The sequence below is a fragment of the Rhodovulum sp. DZ06 genome, assembly GCF_050586345.1.
GTDB lineage: Bacteria > Pseudomonadota > Alphaproteobacteria > Rhodobacterales > Rhodobacteraceae > JBOCEF01.
In genome coordinates, this window is the sequence record NZ_JBOCEF010000002.1 from 17,981 (window position 1) to 42,485 (window position 24,505).

The window sequence follows — 24,505 nt, forward strand, 5'->3', positions numbered from 1 at the left end:
ACCGCGCGAATGAAGAAGGGCCCGGCCGGGGAACGGCCGGGCCCTTTTGCGTGGGGCGGGGGGCGCGTGGGGCGGGCAGGGCGCGGCGCGCCTCAGCGCCGCTTGTCCCCGCCCTCCATCCAGCGGCCCAGCCGCCCGGCGATCAGCGGCAGCGCGAACAGGATCGCGAAGATCCGCGCCATGTGGTGGGTGGCGACGAAGCCCGGATCGGCGTCGATGGCGATGGCGATCAGCGACATCTCGGCCACGCCCCCCGGCGCGAAGGCGAGCATCGCGGCGAACAGGTCCACCCCCACCAGCCACTGCGCCGCCAGCCCGAACACCGCGGAGATGGCCATCAGCACGCAGGTCCCGACGAAGGTCCAGCCCAGCGTCGCCGCGAACACCCCCATCTTCACCCCGGCGAAGCGGGTGCCGATCGAGGCGCCGCAGACCAGCAGCGCCAGCTCCACCAGCCAGGCCGGGAGCTGCCCCTCCACCACCCCCGGAAAGCGCAGCGCGGCCGAGGCGATCAGCGGCCCGATCAGGTATGGCAGCGGCCAGCGCATCCGCGCCGCGCCCAGCGCCAGCACGGTCGAGGCCGCCGCCAGCAGCCCCGCATCGGCCCAGGAGATCGGGATCTCGGCCGCATAGGTCTCGGCCGTCGGGGCGGGCAGGCCCAGCAGCCCGAAGGCGATGGCGGGGGCCAGCAGCACCACGAAGGCCACGCGCATGGATTGCGACAGCGCCACCTGCCGCTCGTCCCCGCCCAGCCCCTGCGCGAAGATCGCCACCGCCGTCATCCCCCCGGGCAGGCCCGAGAGCAGCGCCGTGCCGCGCGGCATCCGTGCCGCGTGGCGGAACAGCAGGTAGCAGGCCGCCGCCCCGGTGGGCACGTAGGCCACCGCCATCAGGATGGTGGCGGGCCAGCGCGACAGCTGCGCCGCGGCGTCGGCGGTGAAGCTCTCCCCCAGGAACAGCCCGATCAGCCCCATGAAGATCATCCGCAGCCAGATCGGCACCATCACCGGCTGGCCTGCGACCGAGAACGCCATGCAGGCGAAGAGCGCCCCCAGCATCCAGGCCAGCGGCATCCCCGCCTCTTCCGCCGCCCAGCCGCCCGCGGCCCCGACCGCAAGCCCGTAAGCCAGCTTGGCGAGGTTCCGGCGGCTCAGCCGCTCGGCCCAGACCGCGCGCCAGTCGCCGCCGATCCCCGAGGCCTCGCCCTCGGCCGCCATGTTGGGGGTCTTGCCGGGCATTCAGTCGACCATCGGCTCGGACAGGATCACTTCGCCGCCGTCCTTCACCGCGGTGTAGAAGCACGACCGGCGGTTGGTGTGGCAGGCCGGGCCCTCCTGGCGCACCAGCATCAGCAGGCAGTCGCGGTCGCAGTCGACCCGCAGCTCCACCAGCGTCTGCACGTGCCCCGAGGTCTCGCCCTTGCGCCACAGCTGAGAGCGGGACCGGGACCAATAGGTGACTTGCCCGGTGGCGAGGGTTTCGCGCAGGCTGGTCTCGTTCATCCAGGCCATCATCAGCACTTCGCCATTGTCGGCGTCCTGCGCGATGGCGGGGATCAGCCCGGTCTCGGTCCACGTGAGGGTCTGGGGGTCGAAGGGCGTGCTCATCGGGGGCTCCTGTCGCGGCGCCCGGGGCGGGCGGCGGCTTGTAGGCGCCCCTCGGGGCGCGGCGGCGAACTCGCGGCTTTTACACCGGGCGCAAGGGGCCTATCTAGTGGCGGGACGCGCGCATCGCGGTGCGCGTCGAGGGCAGGAGAGCGACGAGATGTCGGACGGCGACCTGATCGACCTTTATTCCAAGCGCATCCTGGCGCTGGCGGCGGACATTCCGCATGACGCGGCGCTGGCGGACGCGATGGCCACGGCCAGGAAACGCTCGCCGCTCTGCGGCTCCACGGTGACGGCGCAGGTGTCGGTCGAGGACGGCAAGGTCTCGGGCTTCGGGCAGGACGTGAAGGCCTGCGCGCTGGGCCAGGCCTCGGCCGCCGTGCTGGGCGGCGCCATCATGGGCCGCACGCGCGACGAGTTGGCGACGGCGCGCGAGCAGCTCAAAGCTATGCTGAAAGCGGGCGGCCCGGTCCCCGACGCCCCGTTCGAGGGCTACGAGGTTCTGCGCCCGGCCAAGGACTACAAGAACCGCCACGCGTCGATCCTGCTGTCGCTCGACGCCGCCATCGCCGCGATGGACGAGGCGCTGGCTCAGGACGGCTGAGCGAGGGCGTCCAGCGTCAGCGGGCAGGGCGCGCCGCCGTAGAACCGGTGGAGGACCGCGTCGAAGGGGGCGGGGTCCAGGCCTTCCGCCTCCGCCGCCTGCGCGAACAGGGTCATCGAGCTGCGCAGCTTCAGGTCGTCGGGGCTGCCCATCACCTCCCGCGCCGTGCCCCGCGCCGCCGCCGCCAGCCCGGCGCAGCGGACCAGGCGGGGCCCGAGCTCGGGGTGGCGCAGGTACGCCCGCGCCTCGGCGAGGTCCGCGATCCCGTAGCGTTTCGCCGTGCCGCTGCGCCCCAGGGCGGCGAGCTGCGGGAAGATCCACCACATCCAGTGCGAGACCTTGGCGGAAGCCGCAAGCTCCGCCTCGGCCCGGGCGAGGGAGCCGTCCTGCGCGGCGGTGAAGCGGGAGAGGTCGTGCGGGTCCTGCATGGCGGCCTCCGTCACAGCGTCATCGACATTTCGTGCCAGCGCGCCCCGCCATAGCTCGACGCCGAGGGGCGGTCATAGCCATAGCCGAGCGCCTCGTAGAGCGGCACGTAATGCGTCTTGCACATCAGGTGGATCTCCTTCTTCCGGAGGGCGCGCATCCGCGCCACGAAGGCCTCCATCAACGGCCGCGCCAGCCCTTTTCCGTGATGCGCCGGGTCGAGCACCACCGACAGGATCACCACTTTCGGCGCCTCCGGGTCATGCCCGACCAGCGACTTGAACGCGTCATCGGCCATGTCGACGACATGCGCGCAGCCCGAGTTGATGAAACCCGCGATCTCGCCGTCCACCTCCAGCACCACGAAGCCCCCGGGGTTGAGGGCGATGCGCGTCTCGATCTTCGCCAGCGTCGCGGCCTCGTCGGGGCTGTAGGCGGCGGCCTCGATCTGGTGGCAGCGGGGGGCGTCTTCGGGGCGGGCGGTGCGGATGGTGTGCATGGGGCGGACGGTAACGCGGCCGGGCGCGGTTGACGACCCTCGCCGCCCCCGCGCGGGTTCGCCCCTGGCCGCGCGCGCCCCGTTCTGGCGCGCGGGCGGGTGGGCGAGCGGGGGGCCTTGCGCCCCCCCGAGCCCGCCCGCAGCTGCGCCCGGCAGGCCCGGAGCGCGCAGAAAAAAGCCGCCGCGCCCGGCAGGGGGACGCGGCGGCAGGGGGCGATATCCGGTGGAACTGGCGCCGGCGCGGCGCAAGGCGGAGGCAGGCGACCCCCGCGGCCGCCCCCCGGCCCGTCGCGAGGGACAGGACGGGCGGGGCGAAGGACCGGCAGGTCCGGAAACCGCGTGCAGGCGAAGCGCGGGCGAGGCGGCCCGCGGAACGCATCTCGGGAGTGTCTGGGAACGAGGAGGCGGGGCGCTCACGCCCCGCGGGAGGTCGGCGCGCAGACGGCTCGGGCGGCGCTCAGTACAGGCCCGCGGCCGAGAAGCCGCCGCCGATCAGCAGGCACAGGAACGCGAGCCCGATCGCGTCCTCGACGGCATAGCGGGGCAGGCGGTCGGCGGCGCGGACGATGCGGGCGATGGCGGTCATGGCGAGGTCTCCGATCCTGTCTTCTGCGGCTCTTCTGCGGCGGGTCTTCTGGCTTTCGGGGGCTTCGGAGCGCGCCGTTCGCGGCGTTCCGCTCCGTCCCTGTTGCCATTACGTTCTCACTCGAATCGGAAGAAAGCAAGAACATTTGCGGAATGTGAAGAGAACGTCACCGCCCCCGCGGACTCAAGGCATTGAAACGCAAGGGGAACATCGAATCGCCCGCGGAGCGCGGAACGTTCCCGGAACGCGCGCCCGCCGCCCGAATCGGAGACCACCGCGCGACTCGCGCCCTCAGCCGACCCCGAGCAGCCCGATCGCCGCGTCCCGCTCCATCAAATACAGCAGGATCCGCACCGCCTCGCCCCGCGGCGTGACCCAGAACGCCTCGCCCTCGGCGGCCAGCCGCTCCACGTCCAGCCGCGCCTCGTCCTGGGCGACGGCCATCAGCGCGGCCTGCCCCTCCATGTCGGCGATGCGGAATTTCGGCAGCCCCGATTGCTGGACCCCGAGCAGGTCCCCGGCCCCGCGCAGGCGCAGGTCCTCCTCGGCGATCACGAAACCGTCCTCGGTCTCGCGCATCACCGTCAGGCGCGCGCGGGCGCCCTCGGTCAGCGGCGGGTCGTACATCAACAGGCAGGTCGAGGCGTCCGAGCCGCGCCCGACCCGGCCCCGCAGCTGGTGCAGCTGCGCCAGCCCGAAGCTGTCGGCGCCCTCGATCACCATGATGGTGGCCTCGGGGACGTTGACCCCGACCTCGATCACCGTGGTGGCGACCAGCAATTGGGCGCGCCCTGCGATGAAATCCGCCATCGCCGCGTCCTTGTCGGAGGGCGTCATGCGGCCATGGACCAGGGCCACCTTGTCCTCCAGCTCCGGCCCCAGAAGGTGGCGCAGCGCGCGGGCGCGTTCCTCCGCCGCCGCCAGGTCCTTGGTGTCGGATTCCTCCACCAGCGGGCAGACCCAATAGGCCCGCCGCCCCTCGCGCAGGGCCTTCGCCAGCCGCCCGACGACCTCTTCCATCCGTTCGGAGGACACAAGCGCGGTGGTGACGGGTTTGCGGCCCGGCGGCTTCTCGTCCAGCACCGAGACGTCCATGTCCCCGTACTGCGCCAGCGCGAGGGACCGGGGAATGGGCGTCGCGGTCATCACCAGCACGTCCGGGCGCATCCCCTTCTGCGACAGGTCCATCCGCTGGCGCACGCCGAAGCGGTGCTGTTCGTCGATCACCGCAAGGCGCAGGTCGCGGAACCCCACGTCTTTCTGGAACAGCGCGTGGGTGCCGAGCACGATCGGCGCGCCGCCCGCGATCTCCATCAGCTTCGCCTCGCGCAGCTTGCCCTTGTCGCGGCCCGTGAGCAGCACCGGCTCGATCCCCAACGGGCTGAGCATGGGCGCCAGGCTCTCGAGGTGCTGGCGCGCGAGGATCTCGGTCGGGGCCATCAGCGCCGCCTGGCCCCCGGCCTCCACCGCCGCCAGCATCGAGAGCAGCGCGACGGCGGTCTTGCCCGAGCCGACATCCCCCTGCAGCAGCCGGTTCATCCGGGTCTCGGCGGCCATGTCCTGCGCGATCTCGCCCACCGCGCGTTCCTGCGCGCCGGTCAGCTTGAAGGGCAGCGCCTGCACCGCCTTCCCGCGCAGGCTTCCGTCGCCCTCGGACCGCCGCCCCGGCTTGCGCCGCATCGAGTGGCGGGCCAGCGACAGCGCCAGCTGGTGCGAGAGCATCTCGTCATAGGCCAGCCGTTCGCGCGCCGGGGCGGCGGCGGCGAGGTCCTCTTCCGACATCGGCGCATGGGCGGCGGCGAGCGCGTCGCGCCAGTCCGGCCAGCCATGTTTCTTCTTCAGCCCCGTGTCGATCCATTCCGGCAGGTCCGGCGCCATGGCGAGGGCCGAGGCGCAGGCCTTGTGCATCAGCCGCCCCGTCACCCCGTCGGTCAGCGGGTAGGTCGGCTCGAAATCCGGCAGCGGGTCTTCGGGCAGGCCGTCGGGGCCGATGGGGATCACGTGCTCGGGATGGGCGATCTGGGCGCGGCCGTTCCAGCGTTCCAGCTTGCCGGAGATAAGGCGGGTCGAGCCGACCGGCAGCAGCTTGTCCACCCAGCCCTGGTTGGCGCGGAAATAGACCAGCTCCAGGTCCTCGCCGCAGGCCTCGGCGTCGACGCGCCAGGGGCGGCCGCGGGCGTTCGGCGGGCGGTGGCGGTGGATATGGGCGATGACGGTGACGGTGGCGCCGTCGGGCACGTCCGAGATGTCGTCGCGCACCCGCCGGTCCACGGCCCCGTGCGGCAGGTGGAACAGCGCGTCGCGCGGGCGGGTGATGTCCAGCCGCTCGAGCGATTTCGCGACCTTGGGGCCGACGCCGTCCAGCTTCTCGGACGAGGCGAAGAGGGGGAACAGAATCTCGGGGCGGCCCTTGGTCATGCGGCGGACAATGCAACGGCTTGCGGGGAAGGGAAAGGCGGTATGCGTGGCGGGGGGCCTCAAGCCCCTCGGTCCCCCCGACAAGGGGGGCAGGCCCCCCTTGAGCCCCCGGGGGCCGGGGTGCGCGGTCGGGGAAAGGGGGCGCCCCGGGGGCGGGTCCGGCCGCTCAGGGGGGACCAGCCCCCATTCGCGGCGGGAGGCGGCTGCGCCGCCGGGCGCGCGTGGCAGGCGTGAGGCGCAGTGGGCGGGACGGGGCGCCGCCGCGCGACGCGCGGCCGGGCGGGCGGGCGGGGGCCTTGCGCCCCCCCGAGCCTGGCCGTCCTGCCCGTGCGGGCGAGGCTTGGCGGGCCGGAGCGGATCACTCCAGCGGCAGGCCGACCATGCGGCGGATGTCCTGCGGCGTCGCGCCCTCGGCCCGCAGCTCCTCGATGCCCTGGGCGCGGTCGCGCTTGGCCAGCCGCTTGCCCCCATCGTCCCGGATCAGCCGGTGGTGGCGGCGAGCGGGAGAAGGCAGCCCCAGCAGCGCCTCCAGCAGCACGTGGACCTGCGTGGCGTGGAACAGGTCCCGCCCGCGGGTCACGTGCGTGACCCCCTGCGCCGCGTCGTCCACGGTGACCGAGAGGTGATAGCTGGTCCCGCAATCCTTGCGCGCGATCACCACGTCGCCGACCCGCTCCACCAGCGCCTCGGGCGACAGGCGCTGGGGACCGGCCTGGCCCTCGGGGCCCTCGCCCAGTTCCTCCCAGCCCAGCGCGCCCACCGCCGCGGCGCCGCCGAGCGCCGCCACCGCCGCGCGCATGTTCAGCCGCAGCGCGGCGCCTTCGGGCGGGACGCCGTCCGAGGGCGCCGGGGTCGCGGGGCGGCAGGTTCCGGGATAGGCGAACCCGTCGGGGCCGGGCACGCCGGTCCGGGCCTGGCCGGGGGCGGGGGCGCCGCCCTCTTGCGGGGCGTCCAGCGCCTCGGCGATGTCGCGGCGGGTGCAGCTGCAGGGATAGAGCAGCCCGCGCGCCCCGAGCGCCGCCAGCGCCGCGGCATAGGCCGGGCCGCGCGCGGACTGGCGCATCACCGGCCCGTCCCAGGCCAGCCCCAGCCAGGCGAGGTCGCGGAAGATCGCCGCCTCGTGCTCCGGGCGGGCGCGGGCGCGGTCGATATCCTCGATCCGCAGCAGGAACCGCCCCCCGGCGGCGCGGGCCGCGTCATGGGCGAGGATCGCCGAATAGGCGTGCCCGAGATGCAGGCGGCCGTTGGGCGAGGGCGCGAACCGCTCGGTATGGAGCGCGGGGGCGCGGATGGGGGCGGGGGCGGACATGCAAGATGGTGTAGCGGGCGCGGCGGCGCGGCGCCAGCCGGGCGGGGGCGACGACGGGGACGGAGGGGGACGGGGCGGGGCGACGACGGGGCGGAAGAAGGACGGGGCGGGGGGAGGACGGCGCGGAGGGACGACGGGCGACGCCCCCGTCCCCGCCTGCGCCCGCATGCCGCGAGCGCCCGGCGCCGCCTTCGCCCTGATTTCGACAAATTGCGAAGTCGTTCTGCCCATCCCTTCCGCGCTGTCCCGCCCCGCCCGCCTTCGCGCGCCGGGGCGGGGCGCGCGCAGGCCCCCCGCAGACCCCGCCGCGCCCCCGCGCGCGGCCGCCAAACGACCGGACCGACCCATGCTCTTCGCCCACCGCCCCGCCGCCCGCGCCCTGCGCGCCGCCCTCTTCGCCGCGCCCCTCGCCCTCTCCGCGGCGCCCGCCGCGGCGGACGAGGTCGAGGACGCCATCGAGGCCGGGCTCGAGGCCTATCGCGCCGGCGACGTGGCCCTGGCGAAGGAGGAGCTGGACTTCGCCTCCCAGCTGCTGGCCCAGCAGAAGGCCGAGGGCCTGTCGGGCTTCCTGCCCGCGCCGCTGGACGGCTGGACGCGCGAGATGGGCGACGGCCAGGCCATGGCCGCGTCGATGTTCGGCGGCGGGATCATGGCCTCGGCCGATTACGCCGCCCCGGACGGGGCGATGGTCACCATCCAGATGATGGCCGACAACGCCATGGTCGCCTCGATGGGCGCGATGCTGGGCAACCCGGCGGCCATGGGCGCCATGGGCAAGGTGATCCGCGTCGGCCGCCAGAAGGCGGTGCAGACGCCCGAGGGCGACGTGCAGGCGCTGGTCGCGAACCGGGTGCTGGTGATGGTCGAGGGCGACGCCCCGGCCGAGGTGAAGCTCGACTATTTCAAGGCCATCGACTTCCGCGCCCTGGGGGACATGTAATCTCGGGGGACATGCAATCCGGTTATGGCGTCCATGCCGCGATCCGGCAGGGACGATGCGCCGCGCGGCGCCCGGCGCGGCGGCGGCGCAACATGGTCCCCGGCCGGGCGCCTCCGCCCCGGCCGGGAACGACAGGGGGCTTGGACATGACCACGGGACCGAACAGCACTTTCCACGCCGACGCCGCCGGGGCGCGCGCCACCATGGTCCTGCGCGACCGGGTCGACCCGTGGCAGGTCGCGGCGCTGCACGCGACGCTGGGCCGCCCCGGCCCGGCCCCGGCCGAGGGCGAGGCGCTGCCCCCCCTCTGGCACTTCATCCTGTTCCGCGAGGCCCGGCCGCGCGCCGAGCTCGGCCGCGACGGGCACCCGAAGCTCGGCGGCTTCATCCCCGATTTCGGCCTGCCGCGGCGGATGTGGGCCGGGGGGCGGCTGCGCTTTCACGCGCCGCTGAAACTGGGGCAGGAGGCGACCCGCACCTCCACCATCCTCGACACCGCGCTGAAGGACGGCCGCTCGGGCCGCCTCGCCTTCGTGACCCTGCTGCACCGGGTCGAGGGCCCCGACGGGCTGGCGGTGGAAGAGGAGCAGGACCTCGTCTACCGCGAGGAGCATGATCCGAACGGCCCCCCGCCCCCGAAGGCGCCGGACGCCCCCGCGGGCGGCGAATGGATGACCGAGATGACCGCGGACCCGACCCTGCTGTTCCGCTACTCGGCGCTGACCTTCAACGGGCACCGCATCCACTATGACCTCGCGCACGCGACGAAGACCGAGGGCTATGGCGGGCTGGTGGTCCATGGCCCGATGCTGGCGCAGCTGATGGCCGATCTCGCGCGCGAATGCAGCGGGCGGGCGCTGGCCGAATTCTCGTTCCGCGGGGTGTCGCCGGTGATCCACACCCAGCCCTTCGAGGTCTGCGGCGCCCCGGAGGGGGATGGCGCGAAGCTCTGGATCCGGGCGCCGGGCGGGCGGCTCGCGATGAAGGGCGAGGCGCGGTTCGCATGAGCGACCGGCGCCGCGACCGGAGGTTCGACGTCCTTCGGCCGGGGCGCGCCGCGTCCATGGGGGCGCGGGACCTGCGGCGTGCGCGCAGGCGCGCGGCGCAGGCGCTGATCGACGGGCCGCAGGCGGCGCATGGGCCCGGTCAGGGGGCGGGGCCGGGGGCGCAGGACGGGCCGCGCAGCGACCTGCCGGGGCTGGCCGCGCTGGCCGCCCTCGCCGCCATCGCGCATCTCGTCGCGCCGATGACCTTCCCCGGCGGCTTCGCGGGGATCGACGCGCTGTTCGTGCTGCTCGGCTTCGTCGCCGCGCGCGGCCTGGCCGGGGCGCAGGCGAAGGCGCAGGTGCAGGCCGGGGGACGGATGCCCTGGGCGGCGCTGATCCGCCGGGCGCTGGCGGCGTTCTGGCCGCCGCTGCTGGCCGCCCTCGCCGCCATCGCGGCGCTGTCCTTCTGGGCGCTGCCGCCGGATGCGCTGGCGCGCTTCTCCATGACCCTGGTGACCGCGCCCGCGGCGGCGGTGAACATCGCCATGGCCCCGGGCGCGCCGCTGACGGCCCCGGCGGGGGCGCTGCCGCTCGCGCATCTCTGGGCCCCGGCGGCGGCGGCGCAGCTGCTGGCGGCGCTGGCGCTGCTGACGGCCGTCGCCGCCCCGCGGATGCCGCAGGGCTTCCCGGCGCTCCTGTCGCTGCTGCTGGCGGCGAGCTTCGCCTACGCCGTCCAGGCGGCCCCCGGGGGCCTCGCCTATACCTCGGCCGCCGCGCGCGGCTGGGAGGTTCTGACCGGCGCCCTGGTGGCCGCGGGAGCGGGGCCGGAGCTGCGCCCCCGCATCGCCGGGGCCGCCGGGATCGCGGGGGCGGCGCTGCTGGGCGTGGCGCTGGCCTGGTCGCCGGGCCCGTCGGGGGCGCCGGGCTTTCCGTCGCTGGCGCCGGTGGCGGGGGCGGCGCTGATCCTGATGGCCGAGGGGCGCGGGCCGGTGGCGCGGATCCTGTCGCTGCGCCCGCTGGCGGCGCTGGGCCGGAACGCCTGGGGGCTGTGGCTCTGGCTGCCCGCCGCGGCGGCGCTGGCGGTCTCGGTGCGCGGCGAGGGCGCGGCGCTCGGCCTGCCGCTCGCCGCCGCCGCCCTTGCCGCGCTGACCGTCGGCGGGGCGCTGGCGGCGCTGCGTCGCCGGATGCGCTGGGGCGTCGGCGCCGGGCTCGGCCTTCTCTGCGCCGCGGCGCTGGTCTTCACCGGCTGGCAGGGCCTGCGCTCGGGCGGGGCGCCGCAGCGGCTGTCGCCCGGGGCGCTGGCGGTGCTCGAGGCCGCCGCCCCCCCGTTCGACGAGGAGCGCTGCGCCGCCTCTCCCCTCTTCCCCGGCTGCGATTTCGGGGTGGGGATCGAGAACCCCTATGACGGCGTCGGCCTGCGCGGCGCGCTCGCGCCCGCGCGGGTGGCGCTGTGGGGCGACGGGGCGGCGCTGGCGGCGCTGCCGGGCGTGGCCGCAGCGGCGACGCGGGCGGGGCTGCGGGGCCTGTCGCTGGCGCGCCCCGGCTGCCCGCCCTTCATCGGCCCGAACGCGTCCGAGGACTGCGCGGCGATGGTCGCCGCCGCCCCGAAGATGGCGGCCGAGGCGGGGGGGCGGATGGTGGTGCTCTCGGGCGGGTTCGCGCGCGCGATGGCCCGCGATCCCGGCGGCGCGCTGCAGCTGGTGGCGGCGGCCGAGGCGGCGCATGACGCGGGCCTGCAGGTGATCGTGCTGCCGCCGCCGCCGACGCTGGCGTTCGATCTCGGGGCCGCGCGGCTGCGGCGGGAACGCTTCGGCACGCCCCTGCCGCCCGCGCCCAGCCGCGCCGCCTACCGGGCCGAGACGGCGCTGTTGCTGCGCGCCGCCGCGGCGATGCCGCCGGGGACGGTCTATGTCGACCTGCTCGACGCCTGGTGCCCGCTGGACCCGGACAAGGGCCCGCGGGCCAGCGCCTGCCTGCTCGAGGACGAGACCGGCGCGCCGCTCTATCGCGACGACGCGCTGCCGACCGCCGCGGGGGCGATGCTGGCCGCGCCGGCCCTCGCGCAGGTGTTCGAGGTCTCGACCCCGCGCTGAACGCCTGCGCCCGGCGCCGCGGCGGCGCGCTTTGGATTGACCCCGGCGCCCATCTGCGGCGAGATGCGCCTCCCGCGCGCGCGCCGCATGGCGCCGCTCCGCCCGATCCAAGCTTTCCCGGAGCCCGCCATGTCCGACGCCCCCGCCCTCTCCGCCCGCGGCCCCCGCTTCACGCCCCTGGCGCAGTCGCTGCCCGCCTCGGTCCCCTTCGTCGGCCCCGAGGCGCAGGAACGCGCCCGGTCCCGCCCCTTCCGCGCCCGCATCGGCGCCAATGAAAGCGTGTTCGGCCCCTCGCCCCGCGCCCTCGCGGCGATGGAGGCGGAGCTGCGCGCGGGGATCTGGAAATACGCCGACCCCGAAAGCTACGAGCTGCGCGAGGCGCTGGCCGCCCATCACGGCGTGACGCCGCAGAACGTGGTGATCGGCGAGGGGATCGACGGGCTCCTCGGCCTCATCGTGCGGCTGGTGACCGAGGCGGGCACGCCCATCGTCACCTCGGACGGCGCCTACCCGACCTTCCTCTACCACGTGGCGGGCTTCGGCGGGCAGGCGGTCAAGGTCCCCTATGCCGGGGACCACGAAGACCCCGATGCGCTGCTGGCCGCGGCGCGGCAGACGGGCGCGCCGCTGGTCTATTTCGCCAACCCCGACAACCCGATGGGATCCTGGCACGACGCCGCCACGGTGCAGCGGATGATCGAGGGCGTGCCCGATGGCTGCCTGCTGATCCTCGACGAGGCCTATGCCGAATGCGCCCCCGAGGGGACGATGCCGCCGATCGACCCGAACGATCCGCGGGTGATCCGGATGCGCACCTTCTCGAAGGTGCACGGGATGGCGGGCGCCCGCATCGGCTATGCCATCGGCGAGGCGGGTGTGATCCGGGCGTTCGAGAAGGTGCGCAACCATTTCGGCATCAACCGCGTCGGCCAGGTCGGCGCGCTGGCGGCGCTGGCCGATGCCGACTACGCCGCGCAGACCGTGGCCCGCATCGCCGCGGCGCGGGACCGGATCGGCGCCATCGCCGCGGCGAACGGCCTCTCGGCGCTGCCCTCGGCGGCGAACTTCGTCGCCGTCGATTGCGGGCGGGGCGGGGACTTCGCCCGCGCCGTGCTGGGCGGCCTGATCGCGCGGGACGTGTTCGTGCGCATGCCCTTCGTGGCGCCGCAGGACCGCTGCATCCGGGTCTCCGCCGGAACCGACGCCGACCTCGACGCCTTCGCCGAGGCGCTGCCCGGCGCGCTGGCGGACGCGGCGGCGGCCCTGCCGGGCTGAGCCGCCGCGACGGGGGCGTCTGGCGCGCGCCGGTCGCCCCCTTTCCACCCGGCCGCGCCCGCGGCCCCGCCCCTGCCGCAAGCCATGTTTGCACTGCAGCAAGCGCCGCTTCTGCGCGCCCATGCCGCCTTTCGCCGCCGCCGCCCGGCCCTGCATCGTCGCCGGACCGCCTTCTTACGCCCGGGACACGACCCTGATGAGCACCCGCCTGCCGCGGCAGCACGAGAACCGCATCCCCCTCGCCAACGAGCTGCACGCCCGGCCGTTCCCCGAGCTGCGCGCGCCCTGCCGCGCCGTCCAGGTCGCCTTCAAGCAGCCCCAGCAGGCCGCTGAACGGGACCCCGCGCTCGACCGCGCGCATCTCGTGGACCTGATCGACCGCTTCGGCGCCGCCCACCCGGCGCCGGGCGCCGATCACTGGATGGGCCCGGTCGGCCGCGGGATGCTGAAATGGGAACGGCATACCGAGTTCGTCACCTACACGCTGTTCCTCGACGGCGCGGGCGAGAAGCCCTTCGACGGCGCGCCGCTGTCGCTGCTGCCGCGCGACTGGCTCGAGGCCGCGCCGGGGGTGGTGGTGTCGGCGAGCCTGGTGGAGGTCGCCGCCGCGCCGGACATCGCCGCCGCGGCGCAGATCCTGCCCGAGCGGTTCGGCGATCATTTCGTGCGCGAAAGCTTCGCCGCGGCCCGCATCCTCGGGGACGACGCCGCCGCGGGCAGCGATTTCCGGGTGCACGAGGACGGGCTGACGCGCATCGCCGTCGTGGCGCCCGAGGGGCTCGGCCCCCGGCGCCTCGGCCGCGCCGTGCAGCGCCTGCTGGAGGTGGAGACCTACAAGTCGGTCTCCATGCTCACCCTTCCCGTCGCCCGCCGCGTCTCGCGCCGCCTGGCCGAGATCGACCGCGAGCTGACGGCCCTGGCGCAGCACCTCGCCGCCGACGACCAGGCGGGGCGCGAGGTGCTGGCGCAGCTGACGGACCTGTCGGCCGAGATCGAGCGGATGAGCGCCGAGGCCGCCTTCCGCTTCGGCGCCGCCCGCGCCTATGCCGCCATCGTGGACGAACGCATCGCGGTGCTGCGCGAGGCGCGGCTGAACGGGCGCCAGACGATGGGCGAGTTCATGCTGCGCCGCTACAAGCCCGCCATGCGCACCTGCGAGGCGGCGGAGCGGCGGCTCTCGGACCTGTCCGACCGCGCCGCGCGCATCGCCAACCTGCTGCGCACGCGGGTCGAGGTCGACATCGCCCAGCAGAACCAGGCGCTGCTCGAGAGCATGGACAAGCGCGCCGAGACCCAGCTGCGGCTGCAGGAGACGGTCGAGGGCCTGTCCATCGTCGCCATCTCCTACTACGCGGTCTCGCTCTGCGCCTATACGCTGGGGCCGCTGGGCAAGTCGGTGGGGCTCGACAAGGCCTATGTGACGGCGCTGCTGGTGCCGCCGGTGGTGATCTGCGTGGGGATCTTCCTGCGGCGGATGAAGAAGAAGCTGGGGCACTAGGGGCATGGCCGAGGCGCGCTTCTCCCGCATCGTGATGGTGGACTGGTCGGCGGCGGACGGGCCGTCGGCGGCCCGTCCGGTCAAGGACGCGATCCATGCCGGGCTTGCCGACGCCGATGGCTGCGAGACCTTCTATTTCCGCACCCGGGCCGACTGCATGGGCTGGGTCGCAGGGCTCGCCCGCAAGACGATCGCCGAGGGCGGGCGGATGCTGGCGGGGTTCGACTTCGCCTTCGGCTACCCGGTCGGCGCCGCCTTTGCGCTGGCGGGGCGGCCCGATGCGCTGGCGCTCTGGCGCCGTCTCTCCGAGGTGATCGAGGACGACGCCGGGTCCAACCGGTCCAACCGCTTCGACGCCGCCGCGGCGCTGAACGACGCCTTCCCCGGCGAGGGGCCGTTCTGGGGCCACCCGCAGGGCCGGCGCTATGACGGGCTGTCGCCGAAGAAGGGGCCGGGCCATCCCGACCATCCGCCGGAGCTGCGCCTATGCGAGACCCACGCCCGCACGATGCCGGGCGCCGACGGCCAGGCGCAGCCGGTGTGGAAGCTGGCCTATCCCGGCTCGGTCGGCAGCCAGGCGCTGCTGGGCGTCAAGGCGCTGGAGGGGCTGCGCCAGGCCCCTGGCCTTGCCGGGTCGGTGGCGGTCTGGCCGTTCGAGGGCGGCTTCGTGCAACCCGACGCCCCGGTGACGCTGGCCGAGATCTTCCCCTCGCTCTGGGCCTCGGCCATCGAGGCGGCCCGGGGCCCGGAGGAGATTCGCGACGTGGCCCAGGTGCGCTTCCTCGCAGAGCGGTTCTCGGCGCTGGACCGGGCCGGGGCGCTGGAGGGGCTGTTCGCCCGGCCCGCCGGGTTGTCCGAGGCCGAGGCCTGGATCGCCGCGCGCGAGGAAGGCTGGATCCTCGGCATCGAATGACGCCGCGTCCACGCATGAAAAAAGGGGAGGGGCCGGGCCCCTCCCCTTTCGCATGTCAGCCCCGCGGGTCAGCCTTGCTGCGCGCTCACCACCACTTGCCGGGCTTCGCCTGGAAGCCCGCGGCGGTCTCGATGACGCTGGCGATGTTCATCATCTCGCCCTCTTCCCAGGGCCGCCCGATCAGCTGCAGGCCCAGCGGCAGGCCGGTCTTCGACAGGCCCGCGGGGACCGAGACGCCCGGCAGGCCCGCCAGGTTCACCGTCACGGTGAAGACGTCCTGCATGTACATCTCGACCGGGTCCGCGTCCTTCATGTCCCCGAGCCCGAAGGCCGCCGAGGGGGTGGCGGGGGTCAGGATCGCGTCCACGCCGTCCGCGAAGACGTTCTCGAAGTCGCGCTTGATCAGGGTGCGGACCTTCTGCGCCTTCAGGTAATAGGCGTCGTAATACCCGGCGGAGAGGACATAGGCGCCGATCATGATGCGGCGCTGCACCTCGGGGCCGAAGCCCTCGGCGCGGGTCTTCTCATAGAGCTCGGTGATCCCGTCCCCGGCCTCCAGCGTCGCGCGGCGCCCGTAGCGCACGCCGTCATAGCGCGCGAGGTTCGAAGACGCCTCGGCGGGCGCGATCACGTAATAGGCCGGCAGCGCGTACTTGGTGTGGGGCAGCGAGATGTCGACCACCTCGGCCCCCGCGTCGCGCAGCATCTCGGCGCCGCGATGCCAGAGGGCGTCGATCTCCTCCGGCATCCCGTCGATCTTGTATTCCTTCGGGATGCCGATCTTCTTGCCGCGGATGTCGCCTGTCAGCATCGCCTCGAAATCCGGGACGGGGATGTCGGCGGAGGTGCTGTCCTTGGGGTCATGCCCGGCCATGGCGCGCAGCATGATGGCGGAGTCGCGCACGGTCTTGGTCATCGGCCCCGCCTGGTCGAGCGAGGAGGCGAAGGCGACGATGCCGAAGCGCGAGCAGCGCCCATAGGTCGGCTTCACACCGGTGATGCCGGTGAAGGCGGCGGGCTGGCGGATCGACCCGCCGGTGTCGGTGCCGGTGGCCCCGAGGCACAGCTCCGCGGCCACCGCCGCCGCCGAGCCGCCCGAGGACCCGCCCGGGGTCAGCGCCTTGTCCGAGCCCTCGGCCCGCCACGGGTTCACGGCGTTCCCGTAGCACGAGGTTTCGTTCGACGAGCCCATGGCGAACTCATCCATGTTCAGCTTGCCGACCATCACCGCGCCCTGGTCCCAGAGCTGGGTGGTGACGGTGGATTCGTAAGGCGGCACGAAGCCGGAGAGGATGTTGGACGCGGCCTGGCTGGCGACGCCCTCGGTGCAGAACAGGTCCTTGATCCCGAGGGGGATGCCGCAGAGGTCCGGCGCGTCCCCGGCCTTGAGGCGCGCATCCGCGGCGGCGGCCATCTCGCGCGCCTTTTCGGGCGTCTTCGCGGTGACGGCCCCGAGCGCGTCCGCGGCGTCGATGGCGGCGAGGCTGGCCTCGGTCAGCTCGGCCGCCGTGACGTCCCCGGCGCGCAGCCGGTCGCGGGCCTCGGCGATGGTCAGTCGGGTGAGTTCGGACATGTCGGCCGCCTGTGATGAATGCGTGTCGGCGCGGCGCCCGGGCCGCCGCGGGGGGCGGCCCCGCGAAAGCCCCGCGCGCGCGGGTCTCAGCCGCCGGTGATAGCGGGGCGCGGGGGCGGCTTCAACCCGGGCGGCGCAGGGCGCGGCGGCGAAACGCGGGGGGAAAGGCGTGGCGGCGGTTCGGGGCGCGGGCGGCCCCCGGCCGCCCTCCGGTCGCGAGCGGGGGGCGCGGCCCCCCCGAGCGGCCGGATCCGCCCCCCGGTCGGCGAGGGGAGGGCCGCCGGGCTCGGGGGGCGCAGGGCCCCCGCTCGCCCGCCGGCCCGCGCCCGGGCAGGCGTCGCGCCGGCGGCCGGCGGCGGCGCAAGGCGCGGAAGCGGCCTCAGCGCCGGCGGAAGGCGGTGATCACCCCGTCGCGGACCCGGCAGCTCGCGTATTCCAGCGTCTCCCGCCCCCGGCGCCAGGCGGTGAACGGGCCCTCGACCCGCCAGGCCTGGCCCACGGATTCGATCCGGAAGTCGCGGGCGGAGGCGGCCTCGACCCAGAAGGCGTCGAGCCGGTCGGGGTTGTCCTCGGCGAACCGGCGGCAGGCGCGGATGGCGCGGCGCATCTCGCGCCGCTCGAACCGCTCGGCGCGGTTGTCATAGCGGTCGTCGTCGCGCTCGCCGCCGCCGATGATGATCTGCACGCCGGGGATCAACGAGATCACGCCGTCCGCGCGCCGCCCGTCGTCGCGCCGGTCGTCGTCCCAGTCATCGTCCCAGTCGTCGCGGCGCGGGCGCGGGGCCGGGGCGGGGGCGCGGCGGGGGCCTTCGCGCCACACGCCGTCCTCGCCCGGGGCGCGCCAGACGCCGCCATCGTCGCGCCGGTCGTCGCGCCCGTCGTCGCGTCGGTCATCCCGCCGGTCGTCGTCGCGGTCCCGCAGGCGCAGCTCCTCCCAGCCGCCGCCCGCGGGCCGCGCGCGCGCGGCGCGGTAGCCGAAGCGCCCCGCGCAGCCGCGATCCACCCAGACCTCGCCCGGCCGCGCGCCCCAGCTTTCGCCCCAGACGCAGGCGGCGTTGGAGCGGCGTTCCTCGAGCCGCACCCAGTTGGCGCCCAGCGGGATCTCGCAGCGCCGCCTTGCGTAGTCGTTGGAATTGCAGGCCACCTCGCCGCCCCGCAGCTCGGGGATGCCGATCACGCCGCCGCGCCGGCCCGGATCCACGATCACCCGGAACGCCGCCCGGCAGCCCTGGGAGACCCAGACGGAATCGCCCCGCACGCCCCAGGACGCGCCCTCGATGCAGCGGGCGCGGGAGCGCTGGTCGATCAGCACCGCGCTGCGCACGCGGCCGCCCGCGGGGCAGAGCTTCTCGCCGAAATCCGAGGAATTGCAGGTCAGCTCCCGCGTCTCGGCCCGCTGGGCGGCGGCGGGGTCGGGCAGGGCGGCGCTTCCGAACGCCGCGAGGGCGAGGGTCGCGAGGGCGGCCGGAAGGGCGGATAGGGCGGGGGCGAGGGCGCGCATTCTGGTCCTCCTGGCGTCAGGTCTGCGGCCGCGGCGGGACGCCGCGGGCGGGCATGATAACGCGCCGCTCGGGGCGGTGGGGTGAAATGCGCGTGGCGGGAAAATGGCGGCCCGAAAAGCGAAACGCCGCCCCGGGGGGCGGCGTTTCACCAGGCGCGGCAGGGGCGTTCCCCTTACTCGACCACTTTCGGGACGGTGAAGAACCCGTCGCGCGCGTCGGGCGCGTTGGCCAGCACCTTGTCCTGGATGCCGCCGTCGGTCACCTCGTCCTTGCGCCGCTTCAGCGCCATCGGGGTGACCGAGGTCATCGGCTCCACGCCCTCCACGTCGACCTCGCCGAGCTGCTCCATGAAGTCGAGGATCTTGCCGAGATCGGCGGCCAGCGGCTCGAGCTGCGCGTCCTCGACCCGGATGCGGGCGAGATGGGCGACGCGGGCGGCGGTGGCCTTGTCGATGGTCATGGGCGCAGGCTCCGGGGAAGCGGTGGACAGGTCTTGCGGGTGGGATAGCGCGGGCAGGGGCGCGGCGCAAGCGGGCGTCAGTCCGCCCGCTTCAGCGCCCCGTGGCGCACGATGATGACGGTCATCCAGGCCAGCATCACGCCGTTCAGCAGGTGCCAGGCCCAGTGCGTGCCGATGGGCAGCGCCGCGCAGACCGGCCCGTGCTGATCGTCGAGCGTGCGGAACACCAGCGAGACGAACAGCATCCCCGCCCCGATCAGCAGGTCCCTCCCCACCGCGCTGCGCGCCGTCTTCAGCGCCGCCGCGCCATAGCCGACGATCACCAGCAGCACCGCGCCATAGCCCGCCGAGCCGTTGAGCGGCCCCAGCACAGCCCTTATCGCCGCGCCCAGCCCCGCCGCCGTGGGAAAGAACGCCGCCACCGCAACGAGGCCGCCCCAGGCCGGGGCGCCGAAGAAGCGGGTGGTGGCGAAATGGATGTAGAACAGGATGAAGACCAGGATCGGGATCACGTCCGCCGCCGCCGCCCAGCGGGTGGCGAAGGTGTGGAACAGGAAGGACCCGACGCCGATCACCAGCTCGGTCCCCACCAGCGCGCGCACCGCGTAATCGCCGCTGCGCCCCGCCCGGCGCGCGATCCGCCAGGCGACCAGCGCGCAGATGATGAACGAGAGGTTGCTCAGCGCGTTCAGCGGCTCGGCCCAGAACCCGGGACCCAGGCGTTCGCAATAGCTGTCGATGGTCTCCATGCCCGCGCCCTTTCAGAGAGGTTCAACCGGGTTTCACCCGCCCTTCACGTCGCCGGGCTTGCCCGCGCCGCGTTCCCCGGCATGATAGGCCGCGGGCGCGCAGGGGCCATGCCCTTGCCGCGGAAAACATTTCCACGATGGAGAGTTCAAATGAAGATCACCTGGCTGGGCCATTCCGGCTTCCGCATCGAGATCGGCGACCAGGTCCTGCTGATCGACCCCTGGCTGCGCGGCAATCCCAGCTTCGACGAGGCGAAGTTCGACGAGGCGGTGGCGGGCGCGACCCATGTGCTGATCAGCCACGGCCATTTCGACCACATCAACGACGCGGCCGAGGTCTGCAAGGCGACCGGCGCGCCGCCCGTCTGCATCTACGACGCCGCGGGCAAGCTGTCCGAAGCCACGGGCCTCGAGGCGATCGGCTTCAACAAGGGCGGCACGGTGATGCTCGGCGACGTCGCGGTGACCATGGTCAACGCCGTCCATTCCTATGGCGAGGGCGCGGGGTCCGAGGCGGGCTTCATGATCTCGCACGCGGGCCGCACCATCTATTTCTCGGGCGACACCGACGTGACCGCCGACATGGGCGTGTTCGAGGCGCTGCACCAGCCCGAGATCGGCATCCTCTGCGCCGGCGGCCATTTCACCATGGACATGAAGCGCGCGACCTATGCGGCGAAGACCTTCTTCAACTTCAAGACGGTCATCCCCTGCCACTACAAGACCTTCCCGATCCTCGAGCAGTCGGCGCAGGTGATGAAGGACGGCCTGCCGGGCGTCGACGTGGTGGAGATGGACGTGATGGCGCCGCAAGAGTTCTGATCGCGCCCGCCGGGCGGGGCAAGCGCCCCCGCCCGGCGCAGGCGGGCGCGGCGCGCGCCGCAACGAAAGACGCCCCGGGCGCGGCCGGAGAGGTCTCCGGCGGCCCCGGGGCGCTTCGTTCTCAAATATGCCGTTCCCCGTGCCTGGAAGACGGCGTGCAACCCAATCGGTCAAGCCGCTGATGGCCGGGAGGGGGCCGGTGCGGCGAAGAAAAAGGCGTGTCGTCAAAGCCTCGACCGGGGAGGGAGGGCCCCCGGGGGCGTGCGCTCCCCCGGGGGCATGGAAGACGCCCGCTCCCCAGCGGCGACGACTTCCACAACGAGACCCTTTCAGCGGTCGGGCGCCGGGACTTCCGCATGCGAACTCCATGCGGCGGCGTCGACCTTGTCGCCCGGCCTGGGGGCGGGATCCCCATCACCCGCCCCCGGACCGAACTGTCGCGGACCTCCCCAGAAGGCCGCGACGCCGCGCTTTTGAGGCGCGGGACCGCCCATGGACGCGCGGGAACGGCGCGTCTTCCGGGCCCGTCTCTCTCCCCGCCTCCCCACGCTTCCTCAGCGAGGCGGGGCGAGAGGACGTCTTTCGTCTCGATGAAGAACGGGTACAGGTCCGCGCGTGACACGAACGTGATACCGCGTCAGCGAAATCGTTTTTCCTCGAAGAAATCGCGCAGCAGCGCGGCGCTTTCTTCGGCCGCCACGCCGGCGATCACCTCGGGGCGGTGATGGGACTGGGGATGGTCGAACACCCGCGGTCCCTGCTCGATTCCACCCGATTTCGGGTCCGCGGCGCCGTAAATCACCCGCGAAATGCGCGCCGCGGCGATGGCGGCGGCGCAGGCGGGGCAGGGCTCGAGCGTCACCCAAAGCACTGCGCCGGGCAGCCGTTCGGAGCCGGCGGCGGCGCAGGCGGCGCGAATCGCCAGGATCTCGGCATGGGCGATGGGGTCGTGCAGCTCGCGCACCCGGTTCCCGGCGCGGGCGATGATTCGGCCCGACGAATCGGTCAGAACCGCCCCCACGGGCGTCTCTCCGCGCGCGGCGGCGGCGCGGGCCTCGGCCAGGGCCTCGGGCATCAGGGATCGGAACGGCGCGTCGGTCATGCGCCCATGATGTAGGCGGGCGCGGGGCGGGGGGGAAGCCCGGCGCGCCCCGCCCCGCCGCCTCACGCAGAAAAAACGCGCATGAAAAAAAGGACGGCCCGGGGGCCGTCCCTTCCGAGGCTTCAGCCTCTCCGCTCCCCTTTCGAGGGCGGATGCGGTGCGCGCGCCTCAGCCGCGGCGGCGGCGCGCGGCGATCCCCATGGCCCCGAGCGCGCCCAGCAGCAGCGGCGCGGCGGCGGGGACGGGCACGTCGGCGGTCCCGCCGATCACATAGCCCTGGAAGGTCACCTCGGACACGAAGGTCCAGGAGCCGGAGGAGACGATGGTCATCTCGAACAGCGATCCGGCCGCGTTCAACGCGGTCAGGGTGGTGGAGGTCGGCCCGGCGACGTTGGACAGCGTCCCGGAGCTGAACGGGGTTCCGCCCTGCACGCCGAACGAGAAGCTGGCGGGCGCGTTCACGCCGCCCGTGGCCCCGCTGTCGTAATGCAGGGTGACCTCGTCGATCACCACGTCGGTCCCGAAGTCGAAGGTGATGACCGGGCTGTCGAGATACCAGCCGACATAGGGGCCGGTCCCCGCGGTGTTCTCGATCCCGGGCGTGTTCCAGTGCTGCGTCTCGATATACCCGTCGGTCAGGTCGCCGGCGCCGCCCGACAGGAATTCGCCATCCGAGGTCTTGGGGCCGGCCCCGCTGACCGCGCCGACGCCGTCATAGTTGATGTCCCAGTAGTTGAAGGAGCCGAAAGAGGCCTGCCCATCGCCGTTGATCATCGAATAGGTGACCGGCGACAGGGGGGCGGCGGCGGCGGCGCCTGCGAAAAGGGCGGCGGCGGCGGCGAGGGAAAAGGTCTTCTTCATCGAAACGGCTCCGGCGTGGTCCAGCGATCTCCGGCGGCGATTCCCCTCGGGAACGCAGGTCCGGTTCATATTCTCTTTACCCTTTCACGGCGGCCTGTGCGAGCTTTTCGAGCCCTGGCCCGCGCCCGGCGGCCTGCATGGCGGCGGATTTCCGGCCCCCGCCCCTCGGGCCCGCTTGGCGCGGCGGGCCGCGCGGCGTATGCCCATGACATGACCCAGGATGATTCCCGAGACGGCGAGCGCATCGCCAAACGCCTCGCCCGCGCGGGCGTCGCCTCGCGCCGCGTGGCCGAACGCATGATCGAGGACGGCCGCGTGCGCGTGAACGGCAAGCGCATCGACAGCCCGGCCCTCAATGTCGGGCCCGCCGACCTGGTGGAGGTCGACGGCGTGCCGCTCGATCCGCCCGAGCGCCCGCGGCTGTGGCGCTATCACAAGCCCGCCGGGCTGGTGACGACCGAGCGCGACGAGGAGGGCCGCGCCACGGTCTTCGCCAACCTGCCGCCCGAGCTGCCGCGGGTGGTGTCGGTCGGGCGGCTCGACCTCAATTCCGAGGGGCTGCTGCTGCTGACCAACGATGGCGATCTGAAGCGGCGGCTGGAGCTGCCGAGTACCGGCTGGCTGCGCCGCTACCGCGTGCGCGTGCATGGCCGCCCGACGGAAAAGGACCTGGCGCCGCTCGCCGACGGGATGGTGATCGACGGCGAGGTGTTCCAGCCGATGGAGTTCACGCTCGACCGCCAGCAGGGCGCCAACGCCTGGCTGACGGTGGGCCTGCGTGAGGGCCGCAACCGCGAGATCCGCCGCGCGCTGGGCGCGCTGGGCTTCGACGTGGGCCGCCTGATCCGGGTCAGCTACGGGCCGTTCCAGCTTGGCGAACTGCGCGCCGGGGATGCGGAGGAGATCAAGGCCAAGGTGCTGCGCGACCAGCTGGGGCTGGAGGCGTGGGAGCCGCCGGCGCCGAAGGGCCAGAAGGGCGGGGCGAAGGGCGGGGCGCGCGACGCCTCGGCCTCGCTGCGCCGCGGGGGCAAGCCCGGCGCGGGCGGGCCCGCGGACAAACCGGGCGGCAAGCCCGCCGCGGCGGCGCCGGCGCGGCGCAAGCCCGCGGGTCCCGGCATGCGCGGACGTGATTTCGAGGTCTCGGCCAAGCCCGGCCCGGCGGCGAGGGGCAAGCCCGGCGGCAAGGGCGGGCGCCCCGAGGGCGCGCGCGGCGGCGACAAGGCGTCGGGCTGGTCCGGCGGCCCGGCCCGTGACGGCGGTGGTCGCACCGGCGGCGGCGGCGAGCGCGGGGGAGAGCGCGGCGGGCCCTCGGGCGGCCGCGGTCCGGCTCGGTCCGGCGGCGGCGGCCGCGGTCCGGGCGGCGGCGATGGCGGGCGCGGCGGATCGGGCGGTCCCGGGCGCGGCCCGGGCGGCCCCGGCGGGCGCGGCCCCGGCGGCGGGCGCAAGCGCTGAAGACATGGCGGCGGCGCGGGGCGGGACCCCGCGCCGCCGTTTCCATCCCGGGGCTTTCTCTTGGGGCTTCGATCCCGGGACGTCCATCCTTGGGCCTCACGGCGCCTCCGCGTCCCCCGAGGGATGCACCATGACCCGCCAGCCTTCGCGCAGCGCGGCGACCGAGGCGGGCGGGGTCAGCAGCGCGGCCCGCCCCGGCAGGGCCTCGCGCGCGCCATAGCCCGCCCAGCCCCAGGGCCGCACGCCATCCTCGACCCGCAGCAGCGCCCGGCCGCCCGCATCCAGCAGCATCGCGCCCTGGGGCAGGGCGGCGGGGTCCGCGGCGGGGGCGACATGGGGGCGCGGCCCGAGGCGCTGCGCGTGCAGCGCCGCGTCCATCGCGGCGGCCCGCGCCCGCCCGCCGCGCAGGCCCGCGCCCCGGGCGAAGGCCTCGGCATAGGCGAGGGCGTCGGCGCGTCGGCACTCGAAGCAGGGGCGATGTCCGGCGGCGAGCGCGGCGGCCTCGTCGAGAAAGAACAGCGCCGTGTAGCCCCGCGGCGGCATCGGCGCCCGGCGGCGTCCCCTGAACGAGAGGGCGCAGCAGATCCAGGCCGTCGTGGTCCAGCGCCGCAGGACCCGCCCCCCGGCGTCGTGCAGCCGGCCGCGATTGCCCATCATCCCGCCGCGGGCAGGGACGGCGTGCAGCCCTCCCTCCGGGTCCACCCGGTTGCGCAGGGGGCGGGGCGCGCGGTCCGACGGGGCGACGATGGGGGCGTCGGCGGGGGCGCCGGCGTCGTCGTCGGCAGGCGGCTGCGGGGTCGACATCGGCGCGGCCTTCATGTTGCTCTGCG

The 24,505-nt window shown here is 74.4% G+C and carries 23 protein-coding genes; 9 read left to right on the forward strand and 14 right to left on the reverse strand.

Going from position 1 to position 24,505, the window contains the following annotated elements; all coding sequences use genetic code 11:
* Window positions 1–92: 92 nt before the first annotated feature.
* On the reverse strand, window positions 93–1,238 hold the full coding sequence (locus ACQ5SO_RS01230; protein ID WP_430939744.1) for an AbrB family transcriptional regulator: 1,146 nt from the start codon (window positions 1,236–1,238) through the stop codon (window positions 93–95).
* A complete protein-coding gene (gene hisI / locus ACQ5SO_RS01235; RefSeq protein ID WP_430939745.1) occupies window positions 1,239–1,607 on the reverse strand; it encodes a phosphoribosyl-AMP cyclohydrolase in 369 nt (122 codons plus the stop codon).
* Between the two features lie 157 nt (window positions 1,608–1,764).
* Between hisI and ACQ5SO_RS01240 the strand changes: the two genes are divergently transcribed.
* Entirely contained in the window at window positions 1,765–2,211 is a 447-nt protein-coding gene (locus tag ACQ5SO_RS01240; protein WP_430939746.1) for an iron-sulfur cluster assembly scaffold protein, read from the forward strand.
* On the opposite strand, the gene ACQ5SO_RS01245 is transcribed toward ACQ5SO_RS01240, so the two are convergent.
* The 5 genes from ACQ5SO_RS01245 to gluQRS all read right to left on the reverse strand — a co-directional run bounded on the left by ACQ5SO_RS01245 (window position 2,199) and on the right by gluQRS (window position 7,449).
* Window positions 2,199–2,639, reverse strand: coding sequence for a DUF1810 domain-containing protein (locus ACQ5SO_RS01245; RefSeq protein WP_430939747.1), 441 nt, complete (start codon window positions 2,637–2,639; stop codon window positions 2,199–2,201). The genes ACQ5SO_RS01240 and ACQ5SO_RS01245 overlap by 13 nt on opposite strands.
* 11 nt (window positions 2,640–2,650) lie before the next feature.
* The gene (locus tag ACQ5SO_RS01250) at window positions 2,651–3,136 is read right to left on the reverse strand and encodes a GNAT family N-acetyltransferase (protein ID WP_430939748.1); all 486 of its coding nucleotides are present in this window, start codon (window positions 3,134–3,136) and stop codon (window positions 2,651–2,653) included.
* A gap of 457 nt (window positions 3,137–3,593) precedes the next feature.
* Window positions 3,594–3,722, reverse strand: a complete 129-nt coding sequence (locus tag ACQ5SO_RS01255; RefSeq protein ID WP_430939749.1) for a hypothetical protein — start codon at window positions 3,720–3,722, stop codon at window positions 3,594–3,596.
* A 291-nt stretch (window positions 3,723–4,013) separates the two neighbouring features.
* Window positions 4,014–6,140: an ATP-dependent DNA helicase RecG gene (recG, locus tag ACQ5SO_RS01260; RefSeq protein ID WP_430939750.1), complete on the reverse strand. Its 2,127-nt coding sequence runs from the start codon at window positions 6,138–6,140 to the stop codon at window positions 4,014–4,016.
* 358 nt (window positions 6,141–6,498) lie between these two features.
* A complete protein-coding gene (gluQRS, locus tag ACQ5SO_RS01265; protein ID WP_430939751.1) occupies window positions 6,499–7,449 on the reverse strand; it encodes a tRNA glutamyl-Q(34) synthetase GluQRS in 951 nt (316 codons plus the stop codon).
* Window positions 7,450–7,795: 346 nt separating this feature from the next.
* On the opposite strand from gluQRS, the gene ACQ5SO_RS01270 reads away from it, so the two are divergent.
* The 6 genes from ACQ5SO_RS01270 (at window position 7,796) to ACQ5SO_RS01295 (ending at window position 15,154) form a co-directional block, all read left to right on the forward strand.
* Complete coding sequence (locus ACQ5SO_RS01270; protein ID WP_430939752.1) at window positions 7,796–8,389, forward strand: hypothetical protein; 594 nt, start codon at window positions 7,796–7,798, stop codon at window positions 8,387–8,389.
* 146 nt (window positions 8,390–8,535) lie between these two features.
* On the forward strand, window positions 8,536–9,396 hold the full coding sequence (locus ACQ5SO_RS01275; RefSeq protein ID WP_430939753.1) for an FAS1-like dehydratase domain-containing protein: 861 nt from the start codon (window positions 8,536–8,538) through the stop codon (window positions 9,394–9,396).
* Entirely contained in the window at window positions 9,393–11,468 is a 2,076-nt protein-coding gene (locus ACQ5SO_RS01280; RefSeq protein ID WP_430939754.1) for an SGNH hydrolase domain-containing protein, read from the forward strand. Before ACQ5SO_RS01275 ends, ACQ5SO_RS01280 begins: the two co-directional genes overlap by 4 nt.
* A gap of 129 nt (window positions 11,469–11,597) precedes the next feature.
* A complete protein-coding gene (locus ACQ5SO_RS01285) occupies window positions 11,598–12,743 on the forward strand; it encodes a pyridoxal phosphate-dependent aminotransferase (protein ID WP_430939755.1) in 1,146 nt (381 codons plus the stop codon).
* Between the two features lie 196 nt (window positions 12,744–12,939).
* Entirely contained in the window at window positions 12,940–14,241 is a 1,302-nt protein-coding gene (locus ACQ5SO_RS01290) for a DUF3422 family protein (RefSeq protein ID WP_430939756.1), read from the forward strand.
* A gap of 4 nt (window positions 14,242–14,245) precedes the next feature.
* On the forward strand, window positions 14,246–15,154 hold the full coding sequence (locus ACQ5SO_RS01295; RefSeq protein ID WP_430939757.1) for a hypothetical protein: 909 nt from the start codon (window positions 14,246–14,248) through the stop codon (window positions 15,152–15,154).
* 85 nt (window positions 15,155–15,239) lie between these two features.
* On the opposite strand, the gene gatA is transcribed toward ACQ5SO_RS01295, so the two are convergent.
* From gatA to ACQ5SO_RS01315, 4 genes are all read right to left on the reverse strand, one after another.
* Complete coding sequence (gatA, locus tag ACQ5SO_RS01300) at window positions 15,240–16,727, reverse strand: Asp-tRNA(Asn)/Glu-tRNA(Gln) amidotransferase subunit GatA (RefSeq protein WP_430939758.1); 1,488 nt, start codon at window positions 16,725–16,727, stop codon at window positions 15,240–15,242.
* Window positions 16,728–17,106: 379 nt separating this feature from the next.
* Window positions 17,107–18,228, reverse strand: coding sequence for a DUF3011 domain-containing protein (locus ACQ5SO_RS01305; RefSeq protein ID WP_430939759.1), 1,122 nt, complete (start codon window positions 18,226–18,228; stop codon window positions 17,107–17,109).
* 173 nt (window positions 18,229–18,401) lie between these two features.
* A complete protein-coding gene (gene gatC / locus ACQ5SO_RS01310; RefSeq protein WP_430939760.1) occupies window positions 18,402–18,689 on the reverse strand; it encodes an Asp-tRNA(Asn)/Glu-tRNA(Gln) amidotransferase subunit GatC in 288 nt (95 codons plus the stop codon).
* A 77-nt stretch (window positions 18,690–18,766) separates the two neighbouring features.
* Complete coding sequence (locus tag ACQ5SO_RS01315; protein ID WP_430939761.1) at window positions 18,767–19,438, reverse strand: hypothetical protein; 672 nt, start codon at window positions 19,436–19,438, stop codon at window positions 18,767–18,769.
* 150 nt (window positions 19,439–19,588) lie between these two features.
* Here ACQ5SO_RS01315 and ACQ5SO_RS01320 point away from each other — a divergent pair, with 150 nt between their 5' ends.
* A complete protein-coding gene (locus ACQ5SO_RS01320) occupies window positions 19,589–20,260 on the forward strand; it encodes a metal-dependent hydrolase (protein WP_430939762.1) in 672 nt (223 codons plus the stop codon).
* A 637-nt stretch (window positions 20,261–20,897) separates the two neighbouring features.
* On the opposite strand, the gene ACQ5SO_RS01325 is transcribed toward ACQ5SO_RS01320, so the two are convergent.
* Window positions 20,898–21,362 (reverse strand): nucleoside deaminase, encoded by a 465-nt coding sequence (locus ACQ5SO_RS01325; RefSeq protein ID WP_430939763.1) that lies wholly within the window; start codon window positions 21,360–21,362, stop codon window positions 20,898–20,900.
* A gap of 168 nt (window positions 21,363–21,530) precedes the next feature.
* Window positions 21,531–22,223: a VPLPA-CTERM sorting domain-containing protein gene (locus ACQ5SO_RS01330; protein WP_430939764.1), complete on the reverse strand. Its 693-nt coding sequence runs from the start codon at window positions 22,221–22,223 to the stop codon at window positions 21,531–21,533.
* Between the two features lie 210 nt (window positions 22,224–22,433).
* On the opposite strand from ACQ5SO_RS01330, the gene ACQ5SO_RS01335 reads away from it, so the two are divergent.
* On the forward strand, window positions 22,434–23,675 hold the full coding sequence (locus ACQ5SO_RS01335; protein ID WP_430939765.1) for a pseudouridine synthase: 1,242 nt from the start codon (window positions 22,434–22,436) through the stop codon (window positions 23,673–23,675).
* A gap of 96 nt (window positions 23,676–23,771) precedes the next feature.
* Here ACQ5SO_RS01335 and ACQ5SO_RS01340 read toward each other — a convergent pair whose 3' ends face one another.
* On the reverse strand, window positions 23,772–24,494 hold the full coding sequence (locus ACQ5SO_RS01340) for a hypothetical protein (protein ID WP_430939766.1): 723 nt from the start codon (window positions 24,492–24,494) through the stop codon (window positions 23,772–23,774).
* Window positions 24,495–24,505 lie beyond the last annotated feature (11 nt).

Coding starts and splice junctions, on each gene's coding strand:
- gluQRS (WP_430939751.1), bottom strand. CDS start 7,449: ATGTCCGCCCCCGCCCCCATCCGCGCCCCCGCGCTCCATACCGAGCGG.
- ACQ5SO_RS01330 (WP_430939764.1), bottom strand. CDS start 22,223: ATGAAGAAGACCTTTTCCCTCGCCGCCGCCGCCGCCCTTTTCGCAGGC.
- ACQ5SO_RS01305 (WP_430939759.1), bottom strand. CDS start 18,228: ATGCGCGCCCTCGCCCCCGCCCTATCCGCCCTTCCGGCCGCCCTCGCG.
- ACQ5SO_RS01325 (WP_430939763.1), bottom strand. CDS start 21,362: ATGACCGACGCGCCGTTCCGATCCCTGATGCCCGAGGCCCTGGCCGAG.
- ACQ5SO_RS01285 (WP_430939755.1), top strand. CDS start 11,598: ATGTCCGACGCCCCCGCCCTCTCCGCCCGCGGCCCCCGCTTCACGCCC.
- ACQ5SO_RS01275 (WP_430939753.1), top strand. CDS start 8,536: ATGACCACGGGACCGAACAGCACTTTCCACGCCGACGCCGCCGGGGCG.
- hisI (WP_430939745.1), bottom strand. CDS start 1,607: ATGAGCACGCCCTTCGACCCCCAGACCCTCACGTGGACCGAGACCGGG.
- ACQ5SO_RS01280 (WP_430939754.1), top strand. CDS start 9,393: ATGAGCGACCGGCGCCGCGACCGGAGGTTCGACGTCCTTCGGCCGGGG.
- ACQ5SO_RS01230 (WP_430939744.1), bottom strand. CDS start 1,238: ATGCCCGGCAAGACCCCCAACATGGCGGCCGAGGGCGAGGCCTCGGGG.
- recG (WP_430939750.1), bottom strand. CDS start 6,140: ATGACCAAGGGCCGCCCCGAGATTCTGTTCCCCCTCTTCGCCTCGTCC.
- ACQ5SO_RS01255 (WP_430939749.1), bottom strand. CDS start 3,722: ATGACCGCCATCGCCCGCATCGTCCGCGCCGCCGACCGCCTGCCCCGC.
- ACQ5SO_RS01245 (WP_430939747.1), bottom strand. CDS start 2,639: ATGCAGGACCCGCACGACCTCTCCCGCTTCACCGCCGCGCAGGACGGC.
- ACQ5SO_RS01320 (WP_430939762.1), top strand. CDS start 19,589: ATGAAGATCACCTGGCTGGGCCATTCCGGCTTCCGCATCGAGATCGGC.
- ACQ5SO_RS01270 (WP_430939752.1), top strand. CDS start 7,796: ATGCTCTTCGCCCACCGCCCCGCCGCCCGCGCCCTGCGCGCCGCCCTC.
- ACQ5SO_RS01240 (WP_430939746.1), top strand. CDS start 1,765: ATGTCGGACGGCGACCTGATCGACCTTTATTCCAAGCGCATCCTGGCG.
- ACQ5SO_RS01340 (WP_430939766.1), bottom strand. CDS start 24,494: ATGAAGGCCGCGCCGATGTCGACCCCGCAGCCGCCTGCCGACGACGAC.
- ACQ5SO_RS01250 (WP_430939748.1), bottom strand. CDS start 3,136: ATGCACACCATCCGCACCGCCCGCCCCGAAGACGCCCCCCGCTGCCAC.
- gatA (WP_430939758.1), bottom strand. CDS start 16,727: ATGTCCGAACTCACCCGACTGACCATCGCCGAGGCCCGCGACCGGCTG.
- gatC (WP_430939760.1), bottom strand. CDS start 18,689: ATGACCATCGACAAGGCCACCGCCGCCCGCGTCGCCCATCTCGCCCGC.
- ACQ5SO_RS01290 (WP_430939756.1), top strand. CDS start 12,940: ATGAGCACCCGCCTGCCGCGGCAGCACGAGAACCGCATCCCCCTCGCC.
- ACQ5SO_RS01315 (WP_430939761.1), bottom strand. CDS start 19,438: ATGGAGACCATCGACAGCTATTGCGAACGCCTGGGTCCCGGGTTCTGG.
- ACQ5SO_RS01335 (WP_430939765.1), top strand. CDS start 22,434: ATGACCCAGGATGATTCCCGAGACGGCGAGCGCATCGCCAAACGCCTC.
- ACQ5SO_RS01295 (WP_430939757.1), top strand. CDS start 14,246: ATGGCCGAGGCGCGCTTCTCCCGCATCGTGATGGTGGACTGGTCGGCG.